The organism is Enterococcus sp. AZ095b, from assembly GCF_051714725.1.
Taxonomy (GTDB): domain Bacteria; phylum Bacillota; class Bacilli; order Lactobacillales; family Enterococcaceae; genus Enterococcus_B; species Enterococcus_B pernyi.
Map to the genome: position 1 here is coordinate 518776 of NZ_JBIOSL010000001.1, position 16924 is coordinate 535699.

Consider the following 16924-nt stretch of genomic DNA (forward strand, 5'->3'; position numbering starts at 1 on the left):
TCCCCCTTTTCTTTTTATTCTACCATTGATGTAAACCCTTACTTAGATGAGTTTTATTTTGTAAACATTTACCTAAAATTTTGCTTATTTAGAAAACATGTACATCCAAAAACAGACCATACTGTAGATAAAGTGAGGAGGGATACAGGTGGCTAACGTATATACATGTACGATGAATCTGGCGATTGATCTGTTTATTGAAGTGGCACAACTCAAACCGAATGTCGTGAACCGCTCAATCGATGATGATATCCAAGCAAATGGGAAAGGTGTCAATGTTTCATTGATTTTAAAAAAACTCGGGATACCAAATACTGCATTGGGCTTTAGCGGAGGATTTACTGGGGCTTATATTGAGGAATGCTTGACGAAGGAAGGAATCGACGCTCATTTTGTTTCTATACCCGGAATGACTCGCATCAACGTATTTACACAAGTGAATGAGGAATCAAGTGAATATAAATTGGTCAATCGTGGACCAGAAATCGACCAGTTAGCGATGGAAGAATTGCTTGAGACAATCAGTCATTTGTCAGCTGGAGATTATCTTTGTGTTTCTGGGAGTCTGCCAAGAGGTGTACCAGAAGAAATCTTAGTAATGATCAGTAAAATCTGTCATGAGAATCAAGTGCGCTTGATCTTAGATACGAGTGCTAAAATCGTTAAACGATGTCTAAAGTATCAACCATTTTTACTGAAACCGAATGAGCAGGAATTGGCAGAATGGTTTGATGAAGAAATAGCAGAAACGGAATATGTAAACTATTGCAAGAAACTATTAGCCGCAGGTGCACAAAATGTATTGCTGTCATTAGGTGGAGCGGGTGGGATCTATGTGAACGAAAACTATTGTTTGACAGGAAACGCCCCGCAAGGAAAAGTCGTTAATACCGCTTGCGCCGGGGATACACTCCTAGCCACTTTTCTGGCAGGATTGATCAAAGAAGAAAATAGTGCGGATTGTTTCAAGGACAGTTTAGCTGCGGGTAGCTCGACTGCGTTTCAAAAAGGATTGACTGATTTTACCGATGTCGCAGAGTTGAAAAAACAAATCACCATTCATAAGGAGGAATTCAGATAATGGCTAAGTATCGATTAATTGCTGCAACTGGTTGTCCCACAGGTATCGCCCACACGTATATGGCACAAGAAGCACTGGAACAGGCAGCAAAGAAAAAAGGCATTACGATCAAGGTGGAGACCCATGGGCAAGTAGGGGTAGAAAATCGTTTGACAGATCAAGAAATCATTGAAGCGGAAGCAGTGATTATTGCGGCGGATAAAGATGTTCAGCCTGAAAGATTTGCCGGGAAACGGATCATTGATGTTTCTGTTTCGAAAGGGATCAAAGAAGCCGATCAATTGATTGCTGCGGCTTTAAACGGTGAAGGAGTGATTTCTGAAAAAATCGAAATGGCAGAAGGAGATAAGGAAAAACAACATGCACAACAGAGTGTTGGTCACAGCATCTATAAGAACTTGATGAATGGTGTTTCCCACATGTTGCCTTTTGTTGTCAGTGGGGGAGTCTTGATCGCCATTTCTTTTTTATGGGGGATTTATTCTGCCGATCCTGCCAATGCGCAATACAATGAATTTGCTGCGAGTTTGAATCGAATCGGTGGTTTTGCAATGAGTATGATGGTGCCGGTCCTTTCCGCGTTTATTGCTGAAGGAATTGCAAAACGTCCTGGATTGGTTGTGGGGTTTGTCGGCGGATTGATTGCCTCAGACGGTGGTACAGGTTTTTTAGGTGGAATTATCTCAGGTTTCTTGGCAGGATATGTGGTATTGGGATTAATAAAAGCGTTACAACCTTTGCCTAAAACACTAGATGGTTTAAAGGCAATTTTCTTATATCCCGTACTAGGGGTGTTGATTACTGGATTGATCATGACAGTCATTTCAGGACCGATGGCTAGTATCAATGAAGGAATGATGGATTTTCTAGCAGGGTTTGAAAACTCAAGTCCTTTAGTATTAGGGGTGATCGTCGGTTGTATGTGCGCATTCGATATGGGGGGGCCGATCAATAAAGCAGCCTACGTTACTGGAACTGCCCTGTTAGCACAAGGAAATACTAGCTTTATGGCGGGAGTTTCTGCAGCCTGTATTGCTCCGCCGTTGATTACTGGCTTTGCGGTCTTGCTTTTTGGGAAATACTTCGAGCCAAACGAAAAGAATGCTGGTCTAGTAAATTTTATTCTAGGCTCAACACATATTACGGAAGGTGCGATTCCTTTTGCAGCACAAGATCCGCTTCGTGTCTTGCCAATCATGATGCTTGGTTCGTCGATCGCCGCTGTATTGACCTATTTCTTTCGCGTGCAAGTACCGGCACCCCATGGCGGATTTCTCGTTTTACCAGTAGTGACGCATGGCTTACTTTGGATTCTTGCGATTCTTGCTGGTTCTATTGTAGGGGGAGTATTACTAGGCTTGGTTCAAAAAAGAAAGTCACTGAGTGTGTGAAAGGGAGAGGATTCATTTGATGGAAAATTTATTTGTTTATACCAATGTGGCGGCGAATACTCGTGAAGCGGTGTTTGCGTTTCTTTCAACAAAAATCGTTGAGGTAGGTAAAGCGACCAATGAACAGGCGGTCGAAATCGGCTTGAAACAACGCGAAGCAGAAGGTACGACTGGTATGATGGATGGCTTTGCGATCCCTCATGCGAAAAGTGAAAGTATAGAAGAACCAACGATCATTATTTTGAAATTAACGAATGCAGTCGCCTGGGATAGTTTAGACGGTCAACCGATCAAGTATGTGATTGCGTTGTTTATTCCAGCTGCAGAAGCAGGAACCAGTCATTTGGCGCTTCTTTCACAAATGGCACGAATGTTGATGGATGAAGGCTTTAAACAAGCATTTATCACTGCTTCCACTCAAGAAGAAATTGTTGGCTTGATTGATTCTAAGTTAGAGGGGATGTTGAAAAAATGAGGAAAGTATCAGAGGGGAAATACCAAGCATTGGTAAACATGAGTAATCCAGACGGGATCATCGGGGCTTTAGCGATTGACCAAAGAGGCGCATTGAAAAAAATGATGGCGAGACACCAAGAGGAGGTCAAAGTGGATGATTTGATCCATTTCAAAGAACTCGTGTCCGAAGAATTGACACCTTTTGCTTCTTCGATTCTTTTAGATCCAGAATATGGGTTGCCCGCTGCTGAAAAACGCGCTAAGACAGCTGGACTATTGTTGGCTTATGAGAAAACAGGATATGATACAACGATACCTGGACGTTTGCCAGATACCTTAGCTTTTTGGTCAGCCAAAAGACTAAAGGAAGCTGGAGCAGATGGCTGCAAATTCTTGCTTTACTATGATGTAGACGAAAGCGAAGAAGTCAATGAACGGAAACAGGCATATGTAGAAAGAATCGGTTCAGAATGTCTGGCGGAAGATCTTCCTTTCTTTTTAGAATTGCTATCTTATGATGCAACGATCCCAGATACGACCTCCAAAGAATATGCCAAGATCAAACCGAAAAAAGTCATTGAAATGATGAAGATTTTCTCAGAGCCGAGGTTCAACGTAGATGTCTTGAAGGTAGAAGTACCTGTCAATATGACTTATGTTGAAGGTTTTGGAAAAGAAATCATTTATTCCAAGCAAGAAGCATCCGCTTTGTTTATCGAGCAAAGCCAAGCCACTGACTTACCGTTTATTTTTCTGAGTGCAGGTGTCAGTGCCGAAGGATTCCAAGAAACGTTGCATTTTGCCAAAAACGCTGGCTCTTCGTTCAATGGCGTTTTATGTGGGCGAGCTACATGGGCAGATGGTGTGGCACCTTTTGTGGATCAAGGGAGACAGGCAGCAATAAAATGGCTAGCTGAACAAGGGAGAAACAACATTGAGGAATTAAATGGAGTATTGAGGAAGACAGCTTCTTCTTGGCAAAATAAGATTAGTCGCTAGTTGATTAGCCATCTTGAAATAGCAAAAGAGAAACACTTTGAGCGCCTAGACGTGGGAAATGAAGTGTTTCTTTTTTTGGCTCTTTGTCAATAAGGACTGATGAGTTGTGCAAAATCAAATCTGGGTCAGAATGAACCTCATTCTGGCTCAGATTTTTTGTTATCTTACTTTGATTAATTGATTGATCAAAAAGATTCTAATTCTCATGTTCTCGAATGATTTAAATCCGTAGGATACTCGTTTCATTGTCTTTATGTGGGTATTCTTCGCTTCTATTTTTCCATTGGAATAAGGATAGATCATTGCGTTGGTGATGCCTTCTTCATAGGTCAGAAGGTTTTGAAGCTTTTCCCGAAAGCTGTCATCCAACGTTTCGGGAAGTTCTGCTAATAAGGAGAAAAATAAGTCAGGGTCTTTGTCTCGAAAGGCTTCAACTAATTCATGAAAAAAGGGATACGCCTCCTTTAGGGGCGTAGAAAACTCAAGCAATCGATCAATCATCATTGCTTCAGTAAGAAATGGGTATTTTGGTGCTCGGAAACTTTTCCATGTTTTGTATTCATAATGGTTGATGTTTGCACGATTTTTTAGCAAAAAGCGCCAGTTCTTTTTCAGTTTTTCTGCCTGGCTTTTCTGTCCTGCTTTACGAAGTTCATTCATTTCACGGATACGCAACTCATTGAACGCTTGATTCATGTGTTTGACAATATGAAACCGATCAATCACTATTTTCGCATTTGGCAGAACACGTTTGGTGAGCTGGAAGTAGGCGGCGTTCATGTCTGTCACCAAGAATTCTACTTCTTCTGGATTGGTACACTTTAAGAAATAGCTTGTTAATCGAGGTAATTTACGCGTAGGCAAAACATCTATTAATTTTCCTGTTTCGCCATCTGCGCAAATAAAGCTCATTTTATCTTCTATGGAAGCATGCGAACGAAATTCATCAACCATCAATACTCTTGGGAGAATCTTCTTAGATTGCTTTGGTAAATAGCTTTTAAACTCTTTCAATGTACGAATAACAGTGGTCAAAGATACCTGACAGCTTTTCGCAATAAAAGATAAAGATACTTTTTCAGTCAGTAAAGAAGCAATTTTATATCTAACATGATTTGCGATTGAATGTCTGGATTGGACAAAATAACTTTGAGCAGTCCAATGGGTTCGGCAGTTTTTACAGGTATAGCGCTGCTTTTTTAGGCGCATAACCAAAGGCATATGATTGTATTGTTCAAAACGGACAATCGTTTCTTTTTTTCCATTTTTCACTATAATTGCTTTCCCGTTTCCATCTACCACAGTAGAACCACAACTTCTACAAGCACGAGGAGTAGGCGAGAGAACAGCATCGACGACCAACGTCTTTTTCTTCTGAAGGGTCTCGTAAGAGACCTCTGTAATCATCAAATCTTTCTCTATTATTCTCAGCATTTTTTTGATAGAATCATTCATATAGCATATCGTCCTCTCAGTTGTTTATTTTGTGGTGATTTAATCATACTAGAGAACGATATGTTTTTTAATACCTAAAATGAAAATGGTACTGAAGAATCAATTCTGATTCATCAGTCCCATAAATTATAGAGCCCTTTTTTTTTGTTATTTTTCATTGGAATTTAGCGGAATGCAAGAAAAAGAACCGTTGGATTTGTTCATTATTTTATAAATTTTCTAGGATAAACAAGCTTTTTAAGGCTAAGCCTTATGCTTCTTTTTATGAAGTTTATGCTGTTTTTTTATTTTAAGTGGTATTTTCGAGGTATTTAAATTTTTTTTATATATAGTTGGTTAAAACGTTGTTATATAGCGGTTTTTAAGCGATTTTTATGTTGACAGGTAGTTATTATTACTTTACGATTGTCTTGTGGTTATAACCAGTTGGAAGGGGTAAAGAAATGGAAAATTCTCGTAAAGGGAAACCGTTATATTATCAACTAGTTGATGTACTAAAGAAACGAATTGAAGCAGAAATGATCCCGCATGATAAATTGCTGTCTGAGAGGGAGTTATGTCTGTACTATGGTGTGAGTCGGACGACGGTTCGATTAGCATTGCAGGAATTAGAAACACTTGGCTATATTTATAAAAAACATGGAAAAGGAACGTTTGTCAGTGACTTATCGCATCAAGCAGCGAGTTTAGCAGGTGCTTACAGCTTCACAGAAGAAATGTTGGCATTGGGGCGTACACCGAAAACGATTATTTTAGCTTTTGAAAAACAAGCAGCGACAAAGCAGTTGGCTGAACGATTGAATCTCAATCTAGGAGAAGCAATCTTCAAAATCAAGCGGCTACGTTTAGCGGATGATGTCCCTTTGATGGTTGAACGGTCTTATTTACCAGCAAAACTGTTTCTTGGCCTTGATTTGCCGATTTTGGAAAGCAAGCCTTTGTATGATGTTTTTCTGGAAGATTTTGATCAACATGTCCAAGTGGCAGAAGAAGAATTCTATGCCAGTATTGTTTACGCAAATGATGCCGAATTACTGCATATATGCGATGGGGCACCAATTTTACATTTGAAACGGACGACCTTCAATAGCAAAAACGAGATCATCGAATACACAGATAGTGTCGCCAGAGCAGACCAATTCCATTATAAGATCCGTCATGTTCGGAGTAATCTAGGAGGAAAATAACATGTTTGAACTGTCAAAGGATGAATTAGAAAAAATAGGTGCAAGGATCACTACAGAAGAAATCAAACAACAACCAGATCTGTGGGAAGAGGTTGTGGAAATCTTAGAAGAGAAGAAAAATGAATTAGCCCTTTTCTTTGATGCACTTGAAAAACAGGCAAACAAGCAACAAATCCAAGTCATCTTTACCGGTGCAGGCTCTTCTCAATATGTAGGCGATACGCTTGTTCCTTACTTGAATGAGCATGGAGACACCAAACGGTTTGCTTTTCATAGTTTTGGTACGACCGATATTGTTGCTTCTCCAAGAGAGTATTTGTTTCCTGATCAACCCACGTTATTGATTTCGTTTGCTAGAAGTGGCAATAGTCCGGAAAGTCTGGCAGCAGTCAAAATTGCCGATCAAGTTGTGGATACGTTGTTCCATTTAGTGATTACGTGTGCAGAAGAAGGAAAATTAGCACAAGTCGCACGTAAACAATCGCAACATTTCTTGTTGTTGATGCCAAAAAAAGCAAATGACGCTGGCTTTGCCATGACAGGTAGCTTTACATGTATGTTATTGAGTGCCCTTTGGCTGTTTGATCAAACGAACCAAGAAACAAAACAAAAGTATGTCACATCCTTGAGCCATATCGGCAAAGATGTTCTGAAAAGAGAGCAAGAACTGATCCAAGTGTTAGCAGTACCATTCAATCGGGTTGCATATCTTGGCTCAGGTAGCTTGGCTGGTGCCACAAGGGAAGCACAGCTGAAAATCTTAGAGTTGACGGCTGGGAAAATCGCGACGATCTTTGATTCTTCGATGGGTTTCCGTCATGGACCAAAATCCTTTGTCAATGAGCAAACTTTAGTGATCGGGTTTGTGACGAACCAAGCGTACACACGCAACTATGATTTAGATATTTTGGAAGAAATCAATGGCAATGCTATTGCTGCAAAGGTGTTAGCCATTGCTCAATCGACGCAAAGAGACTTTTCTGGAGCAAACTTTTTCCTAGAACCAGCCGCGCTAGAATTACCCGATGCCTATCTATCCGTAGTGATGATTTTGACCGCACAAATCATTGCTCTTCAGATGTCGATCAAAGTTGGTAATACGCCTGACACACCTTCACCGACAGGAACGGTGAATCGAGTAGTCAAAGGTGTGACGATCCATGAGTACCAAAATGAATAACAAGGAGGTCAATAAAAACGATGACACCAAATAAGAAAAAAGCGATGGAACAATTAGCAACAAAAGACGGCATCATCAGTGCATTAGCAATCGATCAGCGGGGAGCATTGAAGAAAATGCTGTCGGCTTTAGGAGAAACACCCACAGATGAACAATTGGTTGAGTTCAAAGCGTTGGTTTCTAGTGAGTTGACGCCCTATGCTTCAGCTATTTTATTAGATCCTGAATATGGTTTGCCCGCTGCCAAAGTACGTGATCAATCCGCTGGTTTGCTCTTGGCGTATGAAAAAACGGGATATGATGTATCGACTCCTGGACGGTTACCGGATCTATTAGGAGACTGGTCTTCCTTGAGATTAAAAGAAGAACAAGCAGATGCAGTGAAATTTTTACTTTATTATGACGTTGATGAAGATCCAAAAATCAATCATTTGAAACACGTCTTTATTGAACGTCTAGGAAGTGAATGCGCAGGAGAGGATCGACCGTTTTATTTAGAACTGCTATCTTATGATGCGAAAATAAATGATAGCGCTTCACGTGAGTATGCAAAGGTCAAACCGCATAAAGTGATTGAAATGATGAGAGAATTTTCCAATCCTCGTTACCAAGTAGATGTTTTGAAAGTCGAAGTACCAGTCAATATGAACTTTGTCGAAGGTTTTGGTGACAAGGAAATCGTCTATAGTCAAAAAGAAGCAGCTGACTTTTTCAAGGCGCAAAGCGAGGCGACTCACTTGCCATTCATTTTCTTGAGTGCGGGTGTATCTTCTGAATTATTCCAACAAACGCTAGTCTTTGCTCATGAGTCAGGTTCCACCTTCAATGGTGTCTTGTGCGGAAGAGCGACTTGGAAAGATGGCGTCAAAGCTTATGTAGATGCTGGGAAAGAAGGAGCCGTCAAATGGTTACGGACACAAGGTAGACAGAATATTGAGAACTTGAATCAAGTAATCAATCAGACAGCGACACCTTGGTATCAAAAAACAGGTGAATAATGTAAGCGTTACCTTTAGTTTGAGAATGAACAATTTATTTGTAAAGGAGAATGAACAATGGCAATTATTGGTGTAAGAATCGATGGACGTTTGATCCATGGGCAAGTTGCGAATCTTTGGGTAACGAAGTTGTCGATTACTCGGATATTAGTTGTAGATGATGAGGTCGCAATGAATACAGTAGAAAAAAGTGGCTTGAAATTAGCCACACCAGCAGGAGTAAAGTTAAGTGTCTTACCGATTGAAAAAGCCGCAGAGAATATTCTCGCTGGGAAATATGACTCCCAACGCTTACTGATCGTCGCAAAAAAACCTGATCGATTATTGAAACTTGTTGAACGAGGCGTGCTGATCAAGGAAGTCAATGTAGGGAATATGTCTCAGACAAATGAAACCAGATCAATCACCAAATCGATTAATGTGGTGGAAAAGGATATTGAGGATTTCAAACAGTTAAATGCGCGTGGGGTCCATTTGACCGCACAAATGGTACCAAGTGATAAGTCAGAAGATTTTATGAGTCTTTTGAATAAATAAGGGGGTTAAGTAGATGTCCATTCAATGGTGGCAAATCTTATTATTATCTTTATATGCAGGTTATCAGATTTTAGATGAACTACAAATTTATTCCTCAATGAGTGCCCCCGTTTTTGCCGGTTTGTTCACCGGATTAGTCATGGGGGATTTACAAGCTGGATTGATCATCGGTGGTAGTATGCAATTGACCGTTCTAGGTGTTGGGACATTTGGCGGTGCTTCAAGGATCGATGCAAACTCCGGAACGATACTAGCGACTGCTTTTTCCATCTCATTAGGGATGAATCCAGAACAGGCAATTGCAGCTATTGCAGTTCCTGTCGCTAGTTTAATGATCCAATTGGATATTTTAGCTCGATTTGCGAATACGTACTTCGCTCATCGTATCGACCAACATGTCGAAACAATGAATTATAAAGCAATTGAACGCAATTATTTATTAGGTGCTCTTCCTTGGTCCTTGTCACGTTTGATCCCCGTCTTTTTAGCCTTAGCATTTGGTGGCGGACTAGTCGAAAACGTCGTCGCTGTGCTAAATGGCGATTTGAAATGGTTAGGAGATGGCTTATCTGTCGCAGGAGCCGTTTTACCAGCAGTCGGTTTTGCTATTTTACTACGTTATTTACCAGTCAAGAAACATTTTCCTTATCTGATTTTAGGTTTTACGATCACTGCTTTATTAGCAACATTGTTCTCAAATGTCCAGTTGCTTGGCACGAGTGTCGCAAGTGTCGTCAAAGATTTGCCAGCAACCTTCAATTCATTACCGATGTTGGCAGTAGCAATGATCGGTTTCTCTTTAGCAGCGATCAGCTATAAAAACAATCAACGAACAGAAAACCAGCAAGTAGCAAGTCCCCATACAACCTCTGAGGAAGGAGAAATCGAAGATGACGAAATCTAATTACAAGTTAACGAAAGAAGACTTTACACAAATCAACCGCCGAAGCTTGTTGACCTTCCAATTAGGCTGGAATTATGAGCGGATGCAAGGTTCAGGCTATCTCTATACGATCCTGCCACAATTGCGAAAAATCTACGGAGATGATACGCCGGAATTAAAAGAAATAATGAAGACTCATACACAATTTTTTAATACCTCTAACTTTTTCAACACGATCATTACCGGGATCGATTTAGCAATTGAAGAAAAAGAGGGCATTGCTGCAAAAGAAACTGTCTCTGGGATGAAAGCTGGATTGATGGGACCTTTCGCCGCAATTGGCGATTCCATTTTCGCCGCATTGATCCCGACCATTTTTGGGGCATTAGCCGCAAATATGGCGATCAATGGGAACCCCGCGGGTATTTTTATCTGGATAGTAGCACAAATCGCAGTCATGGTCTTTCGTTGGAAACAATTGCAATTTGCTTACAAAGAAGGGATTTCTTTAGTGACCACGATGCAATCACGATTAACAGCGCTCACAGATGCCGCAACCTTGTTAGGGGTGTTTATGGTAGGTGCATTAGTTGCTACAATGGTGAATGTGAAAGTTTCCTGGGCGCCGAGCATTGGTGATGTGACGATGAACATGCAAAATAATATTGATATGATCCTTCCTAAACTATTACCAGCAGCGATCGTTGGCGGTGTCTATTGGTTATTAGGCAAAAAGAATATGACATCAACAAGAGCAATTTTTATCGTCTTGATTATCTGTGTCGTTTTATCCGCTTTAGGTGTGATCTCAAAATAGGAGGGTGTTGAAAATGAGCAAACAGTTAGTTCTTGTCAGTCACGGACAACTTTGTGAAGGACTAAAGGCAAGTACCGAAATGATCATGGGGCCGCAAGCTCATATTCATACAGTGCCTTTATTGCCGGAAGAAGGAACAGAGGATTTCAAAGAAAAATTTCTTGCGGTGGTTTCTTCGTTGGAAGACTATGTTGTCTTTTGTGATTTGATGGGCGGGACGCCAGCCAATAGTATTGTCCAATTGATCATGGAAGGCGAAGCGATCGAATTATATGCGGGCATGAATATGCCAATGGTCATCGAGTTTATCAATAGTCAAATGGTTGGATCGGCGCCGGAATATGTTCGCTCTGGTGCAGAGAATATTTTGAATGTGAACCAAGTGATTGTTGCATTGGCTGAAGATGACGAATAAATCAATGTTTGACAACGTTTACAAAAAATAGTATCTTTTTAGATAGGATAGTGATTATTCAGTTAAGCTAGACCTGATCAACGGCCTTTTTAGGTGGTTGATTAGGTCTTTTTTTATACTCAATAATAAAATAACAGTAAGGCTATCATATCAAACTGAAAAGGGGCAATGACTGATGAGTTTTCCGAAGAATTTTTTATGGGGTGGCGCAACAGCGGCAAATCAATGTGAAGGAGCATGGGCTGTCAATGGTAAAGGAGATTCGATCAGCGATCACAATCGTGCAGGCAATCGTGAGATGGGGAAACGACGTACCTTTGATTTGGTGATCGATGAAACCAAGTATTACTATCCGAGCCATACAGCGATTGATTTTTATCATCGCTACAAAGAAGATATCGCATTATTTGCGGAAATGGGCTTTAAAGCCTATCGTTTATCGATTGCGTGGACACGGATTTTTCCTAATGGTGACGAAGAGCAGCCAAATGAAGAAGGGTTGAAATTTTATGATGCAGTGTTTGATGAGCTACATAAATATGGGATCGAACCGATCGTGACGATCTCACATTTTGAGTTACCGTTTCATTTGGGAAAAACGTATGACGGATTTTTAGACAAACGAACGATCGAGTATTACGAACGTTACGCAACGACACTTTTTGAACGCTACAAAAGCAAAGTGAAATACTGGTTGACCTTCAATGAAATCAATTTTGGTGTCTTAGAACATGGCAAACAAATCAATGGATTATTTAATCGAACTTATACGGAAACAGAAAAATATCAAGCCTTACACAATGTCTTCCTTGCTTCTGCTCGAGCGGTGATTGCTGGACATAAAATCAATCCTGATTTTCAGATCGGCTGTATGTTGGCGTATATCACGATGTATCCTAAAACCTGTCATCCATTAGATGTACTGAAGACGCAACAAATGAATGACCGGTTAAATTATTTCTGTGGCGATGTCCAAGTCAAAGGAGCCTATCCTTATTACATGAAACGCTACTTTGAAAAAGAAAAAATCGAAGTGGATATCACAGAAGAGGATTTGGCATTCTTGAAGGAAGGCGTTGTCGATTATTATACGTTCAGTTATTACATGAGTACGTGTATTGCAGATGATTTAAATACTCGGTCAGATAAAAGTGGCGGCAATTTATTTGGCGGGGTGGCTAATGAGTATCTTGAAACAAGCGAATGGGGCTGGCAAGTTGATGCGGTCGGGTTGCGATATACCTTGAATCAAATCTATTCTCGCTATGAAATCCCAGTGATGGTCGTAGAAAATGGACTCGGGGCTGTCGATAAAATTGAACCAGATGGCTCGATCCACGATGACTACCGGATCGATTATCTCGCCCAACATATCCAAGAAATGGGGAAAGCAATTGATGATGGCGTGGACTTGATTGGTTATACTTCTTGGGGCTGTATTGATTTGATCAGTGCAGGAACTGGTGAAATGAGTAAACGATACGGCTTTATCTATGTCGATCGAGATGACGAGGGCAAAGGAACGCTGGCCCGCTCGCCTAAAAAATCATTTTACTGGTATCAAAAAGTGATTGCGACTAATGGTGAAAGCGTAGAAATGAAATAATTCGGTAGAAAATAGCTCACCTTCAATCGACTGGATGTGGGCTATTTAGTGAGAGATTTTGTAGGTTATGAGTCCAAAACCAACGATTATGATCGGTTTGATCTAGACGAAGTCAACTCATGTTATAGTAAAAAAAGTTGCTTCTGGCAGATAGTGGAGGTTGGGGAGCAGAGGTAACAGAATAGAACGCTCTTTTAACCAAATAATTAAAAAATATCCTAAGAAAAAGAGAAAGGGTGTTATTGTTAGCCGATAACCGCTAGGATAGAAGGAGAGAAATAGTGAGAAAAATCAAAAATATCCAAATCATTCGATTGATCAAAATCATCCAGTTCGGTCTTTATTTTATGTCATTGTTTTTGTTTGCAAAATCCAGATATAAAGTGGCACTCTTGCCTTTATCAGGTGGGATGATATTAGAAGTACAACTCCCTAGAGAGTTTGGTTGGGGATTTGTAAAAAATAAGAAAAATGTCTTTCTTTCTTCGAAAAAAACATGGGTCGAACCAATGATTGCTTTGATTGTTTTAATATTTTTGGTTGGTTTCGCATGTTATTTCCTGTAAAGATTCGAACAAATCGAGGAGGAGCAGAAACGATGGATCATATTTTTGTGAAAAGCGAGTTTGCACCGCTAAAACGGGTCGTTTTAGCACAGTCTGAATTTGGCTTTCCTACGAAAAAATTAACCGGTGTCGATTTCTTGACAGAAGAAAACCATGAATTATTTAGTGGGCCTGAAGTGATAGGCAAAGACTTTAGTGAAGCTTTCCCAGAACAACAAAAAGCTTGGGAAGTCGAACGGAAGAATTTACAAAAAGTACTAGAAAAACATGAGGTAGAAGTCCTTTTACCAAGAAAGTTGACCTCTTTTGAAAAAAAACTAGGGCTAGAGTATGGCTACAGTAACTTTTTCACTCGAGATCCCTTTTTTACGATCGGGGATCTATTGATTGAAGGCTCATTGAAGCTCCCACACCGCAGAAATGAGATTCTACCGATTCGTGAGCTACTCATGAATGAATCGAATGAGAATGACTGCTTGTATTTTTCTATTCCTAAGCCGGATATTTCGCAAGGTATCGATTCAGATCAAGGGCCTTTCTTAGAAGGTGGAGATGTTTTAGTATTAGGAAAAACGATTTTTGCAGGTAACTCAGGGTTAGCATCTAATACTCGTGGTATTGAATGGTTAAGAAATCTAGTCAAACGATTCGGCTACAAAGTGATCGAAGTGCCACTTCATCCGACGATCCTGCATTTAGACTGCGCATTAAGCCTTGTCAAAGATGGATTGATGATCGTGTGTGAAGAAGCGTTCCTAAATGGTATCCCAGAACAGTTAAGCCATTGGGATCGGGTAGAGGTGTCTTTAGCACAAGCCTCTCGATTGGCGACGAACGGACTGCCGATCAACGAGACAACGTATATCACAGATCCAGAATTTACTTTTATTGGTGAAGAATTAGAGAAACGAGGAATCACAGTCGAGTATATTGACTATCAACTGACAAGGATCTTTGGTGGTTCTTTCAGATGCAGTACGCAACCGCTTCTGAGGAACTAAGTGGAAACGATCCTAAAATATAGGAAAAGGAAGGTCATTGCAGAAATGGTAAAAATCACAAATTTTCGCGATATCGGTGGCATCAAAAATAGAAATGGCAAAGAAGTTTTAACAAATGTTTTCTTGCGTTCAGGTGAACTATCTAGTTTGACAGAAGAAGATGCTAGACATTTAGAAACCACCTATCGTTTAAGTAAAATCGTTGATTTACGCGGCGAAGATGAAATTCAGGCTCGACCAGATAAAACGGTTCCACAGACGAAATATATCCATATCGACATCATGAAAGATGTGGCAGACGAAGGCGCTGGGCTGGAAGATTTTGTGAAAATCGGCTCACCTGAAAAAGCTACGAACTATATGACAAAAATATATGAAGATATCGCATTGAATCCGACTTCGCAGAAAGGGTATGCTCGTTTCTTCCAAGAAGTACTTACTTTGGATCAAGAGGAAAGTCTTTTATTCCATTGTTTTGCTGGGAAAGATCGAACGGGGATCGCAGCCTTACTAATATTAGAGTCATTAGACGTTCCTCGCAAGGCAATCTATGTCGATTATTTACGTACGAATGAACTACGTAAAAAAGAAAATGCGTTGATTTTGGCGCAAGCAAAAAAAGTCCACTTGACTGAGGGGAATCTAGCTGCTTTAGATGTTGCGTTGAATGTGGACAGTAGTTACTTGGACCGTTTTTATCAAGTAGTAGAAAAGGAATACGGGTCGATCCAAACTTATTTGAAACAAGCACTGGCTATCGACCAATTAAGTTTACAGGCAATGAATAATCAATTTCTTAAAGGTTGAGTTGCTATTTTTTATTACTTCAAAAATTTAAACATTGATTTTTCAAAAAAATTGTAAGAAACCAACCATTTATAATCAACTGTATCGATAGACTTGCTGATCTAAGAAATTAGGTCAGTTTTTTTTGTCTTCCAATAATCCAAGGAACAGTTGAAAAGGGATTCGGTTTATTTTGAGGAATAAATATCTTTTTTTAGGGGAATTGGAGTGGATCTCAGGTTGTGCATCACATTGTCTTAATGGTTATAAAGATGTGTTTTTTTAGTATAATGTAATTTTTGCTTTTAGTTTATTCTAAGTAAGGGTTTGAGCTGTTTTTATCTTTTCTTTCAAACGTTATTTTATTTTTACTTAATCATTCTTTTATATCAGGGAAATAGGCGTGAGTACAGTAATTTTTCTGAATTAGAAAAAAATAATAAATGGATTAAGATTAAATGAGGTGATATATTATTGAAAAAGAGAGAGCTTTTTTATTAATAGCTGAGAGATTAGATACATGATTAAGATATATTGTTTATTTGAGTAGGCTATAAGCTATTAATGACAAATTCTTTCACTTATATAGAGTTAGGGTGGGTGGCTACATGAGAAAGAAAGGTTTGTGGAAAAAACAACTTTTGATTTTCAATGTTGTGATGATGATGATGCTTTTGCCAGTTGGGCAAGTAATTGCGATTCACGTAGAATCGGAGGAATCACCAGAAGCACATAGCAATGACGAATTGGTTTTAAAAGACGATGTGTTCCATTTTAATAATATTCCGCAAGAAAACGGGATAGAAGAGTTTTCTCAATTTGAAGAAATTGAAAATGATAGGCTCTATGAGGGAGCGGAGATAAGTACTGAACTTATAGAAGCGCCTGAGTGGACTATTGAGCAAAGCGATGTAGAAGCGTTTGTTAATGAGACTGAAGGGTTTGATCCTGCAGTCGTTGAATCTGGTCAATTAGGAACGATTCCATGGACAGTCGATGCTTCTGGGACACTGACTCTAAGTTCTGGCATCTTCGATGAGGAAAATAATGTTGGTGGTCGATATGGAGCGACGGATTATTTTAATCATACGTCCGCGAATCAAGAAATGATCAACGGCATCGTTATCACGGGGAGGATCGAATTACGGGGAAGTTTGATTGGAACAAGAAATAGTGTCTTATCGAATGCTGAGCAGGGGGAACATAACCAAGGATTTTTTGAAAAATTTACGAAATGTCCAAACAATTGAAGGAATGGAGTATTTAGATACGAGTCAAGTAACAAATATGGAACGTATGTTTACCCAGATGCGCAATTTAAGAGAAATAGATGTGAGTCATTTTGATACAAGAAATGTAACGAATATGAACAGTCTGTTTTATCGAATCTCATCGGTTTGCTCTTTCATGTTATCTGGTCAAAAAGAATAGCTGAAAAATATCATCTTCTTATTGATCAGATAATCCGTTTAGGAGGTAACTAACAAGTTTTTCTGTGTTGCATCAAAAAAAGATCCGTTCGAATAAGAAACAGAAAGTCGAACGGATTTTCTTTTTATTGATTGA

The 16924-nt window shown here is 39.7% G+C and carries 18 protein-coding genes; 17 read left to right on the forward strand and 1 reads right to left on the reverse strand.

Going from position 1 to position 16924, the window contains the following annotated elements; translation table 11 throughout:
- Positions 1 to 148 precede the first annotated feature (148 nt).
- The 4 genes from pfkB to lacD (IGJ99_RS02445) are packed head-to-tail and all read left to right on the forward strand — an operon-like array spanning position 149 to position 3927.
- Positions 149 to 1081: a 1-phosphofructokinase gene (gene pfkB / locus IGJ99_RS02430; RefSeq protein ID WP_023519103.1), complete on the forward strand. Its 933-nt coding sequence runs from the start codon at positions 149 to 151 to the stop codon at positions 1079 to 1081.
- On the forward strand, positions 1081 to 2472 hold the full coding sequence (locus tag IGJ99_RS02435) for a PTS fructose transporter subunit IIC (protein WP_438770548.1): 1392 nt from the start codon (positions 1081 to 1083) through the stop codon (positions 2470 to 2472). The genes pfkB and IGJ99_RS02435 overlap by 1 nt, the downstream gene beginning before the upstream one ends.
- A gap of 19 nt (positions 2473 to 2491) precedes the next feature.
- Entirely contained in the window at positions 2492 to 2947 is a 456-nt protein-coding gene (locus tag IGJ99_RS02440; RefSeq protein ID WP_062805688.1) for a fructose PTS transporter subunit IIA, read from the forward strand.
- Positions 2944 to 3927 (forward strand): tagatose-bisphosphate aldolase, encoded by a 984-nt coding sequence (gene lacD, locus IGJ99_RS02445; protein WP_023519106.1) that lies wholly within the window; start codon positions 2944 to 2946, stop codon positions 3925 to 3927. Before IGJ99_RS02440 ends, lacD (IGJ99_RS02445) begins: the two co-directional genes overlap by 4 nt.
- A 159-nt stretch (positions 3928 to 4086) precedes the next feature.
- Here lacD (IGJ99_RS02445) and IGJ99_RS02450 read toward each other — a convergent pair whose 3' ends face one another.
- On the reverse strand, positions 4087 to 5382 hold the full coding sequence (locus IGJ99_RS02450) for an ISL3-like element ISEfa11 family transposase (RefSeq protein ID WP_010734358.1): 1296 nt from the start codon (positions 5380 to 5382) through the stop codon (positions 4087 to 4089).
- A 443-nt stretch (positions 5383 to 5825) separates the two neighbouring features.
- Between IGJ99_RS02450 and IGJ99_RS02455 the strand changes: the two genes are divergently transcribed.
- The 13 genes from IGJ99_RS02455 (at position 5826) to IGJ99_RS02515 (ending at position 16789) form a co-directional block, all read left to right on the forward strand.
- Positions 5826 to 6569, forward strand: a complete 744-nt coding sequence (locus tag IGJ99_RS02455) for a GntR family transcriptional regulator (RefSeq protein WP_023519107.1) — start codon at positions 5826 to 5828, stop codon at positions 6567 to 6569.
- Position 6570: 1 nt separating this feature from the next.
- Complete coding sequence (locus tag IGJ99_RS02460) at positions 6571 to 7749, forward strand: SIS domain-containing protein (protein ID WP_010736311.1); 1179 nt, start codon at positions 6571 to 6573, stop codon at positions 7747 to 7749.
- Between the two features lie 20 nt (positions 7750 to 7769).
- A complete protein-coding gene (gene lacD, locus IGJ99_RS02465) occupies positions 7770 to 8747 on the forward strand; it encodes a tagatose-bisphosphate aldolase (protein WP_438747581.1) in 978 nt (325 codons plus the stop codon).
- A 57-nt stretch (positions 8748 to 8804) separates the two neighbouring features.
- A complete protein-coding gene (locus IGJ99_RS02470) occupies positions 8805 to 9284 on the forward strand; it encodes a PTS system mannose/fructose/N-acetylgalactosamine-transporter subunit IIB (RefSeq protein ID WP_224434517.1) in 480 nt (159 codons plus the stop codon).
- Between the two features lie 13 nt (positions 9285 to 9297).
- Positions 9298 to 10188 carry a PTS mannose/fructose/sorbose/N-acetylgalactosamine transporter subunit IIC gene (locus IGJ99_RS02475; RefSeq protein WP_062805684.1) on the forward strand — a complete coding sequence of 297 codons (891 nt, stop codon included), beginning with the start codon at positions 9298 to 9300 and terminating at the stop codon, positions 10186 to 10188.
- Complete coding sequence (locus IGJ99_RS02480) at positions 10175 to 10984, forward strand: PTS system mannose/fructose/sorbose family transporter subunit IID (protein ID WP_010736307.1); 810 nt, start codon at positions 10175 to 10177, stop codon at positions 10982 to 10984. The genes IGJ99_RS02475 and IGJ99_RS02480 overlap by 14 nt, the downstream gene beginning before the upstream one ends.
- Before the next feature lie 13 nt (positions 10985 to 10997).
- Positions 10998 to 11399 carry a PTS sugar transporter subunit IIA gene (locus tag IGJ99_RS02485; RefSeq protein ID WP_023519111.1) on the forward strand — a complete coding sequence of 134 codons (402 nt, stop codon included), beginning with the start codon at positions 10998 to 11000 and terminating at the stop codon, positions 11397 to 11399.
- A 175-nt stretch (positions 11400 to 11574) separates the two neighbouring features.
- Complete coding sequence (locus IGJ99_RS02490; protein WP_023519112.1) at positions 11575 to 13005, forward strand: glycoside hydrolase family 1 protein; 1431 nt, start codon at positions 11575 to 11577, stop codon at positions 13003 to 13005.
- Between the two features lie 281 nt (positions 13006 to 13286).
- Positions 13287 to 13571 (forward strand): hypothetical protein, encoded by a 285-nt coding sequence (locus IGJ99_RS02495; RefSeq protein WP_023519113.1) that lies wholly within the window; start codon positions 13287 to 13289, stop codon positions 13569 to 13571.
- A gap of 32 nt (positions 13572 to 13603) precedes the next feature.
- Complete coding sequence (locus tag IGJ99_RS02500; RefSeq protein ID WP_438747582.1) at positions 13604 to 14572, forward strand: dimethylarginine dimethylaminohydrolase family protein; 969 nt, start codon at positions 13604 to 13606, stop codon at positions 14570 to 14572.
- A gap of 45 nt (positions 14573 to 14617) precedes the next feature.
- Positions 14618 to 15379: a tyrosine-protein phosphatase gene (locus tag IGJ99_RS02505; protein ID WP_071866699.1), complete on the forward strand. Its 762-nt coding sequence runs from the start codon at positions 14618 to 14620 to the stop codon at positions 15377 to 15379.
- Positions 15380 to 15966: 587 nt separating this feature from the next.
- The gene (locus tag IGJ99_RS02510) at positions 15967 to 16608 is read left to right on the forward strand and encodes a hypothetical protein (protein ID WP_010736301.1); all 642 of its coding nucleotides are present in this window, start codon (positions 15967 to 15969) and stop codon (positions 16606 to 16608) included.
- A gap of 4 nt (positions 16609 to 16612) precedes the next feature.
- Positions 16613 to 16789: a BspA family leucine-rich repeat surface protein gene (locus IGJ99_RS02515; protein ID WP_157733673.1), complete on the forward strand. Its 177-nt coding sequence runs from the start codon at positions 16613 to 16615 to the stop codon at positions 16787 to 16789.
- The last annotated feature ends 135 nt before the right edge of the window (positions 16790 to 16924 follow it).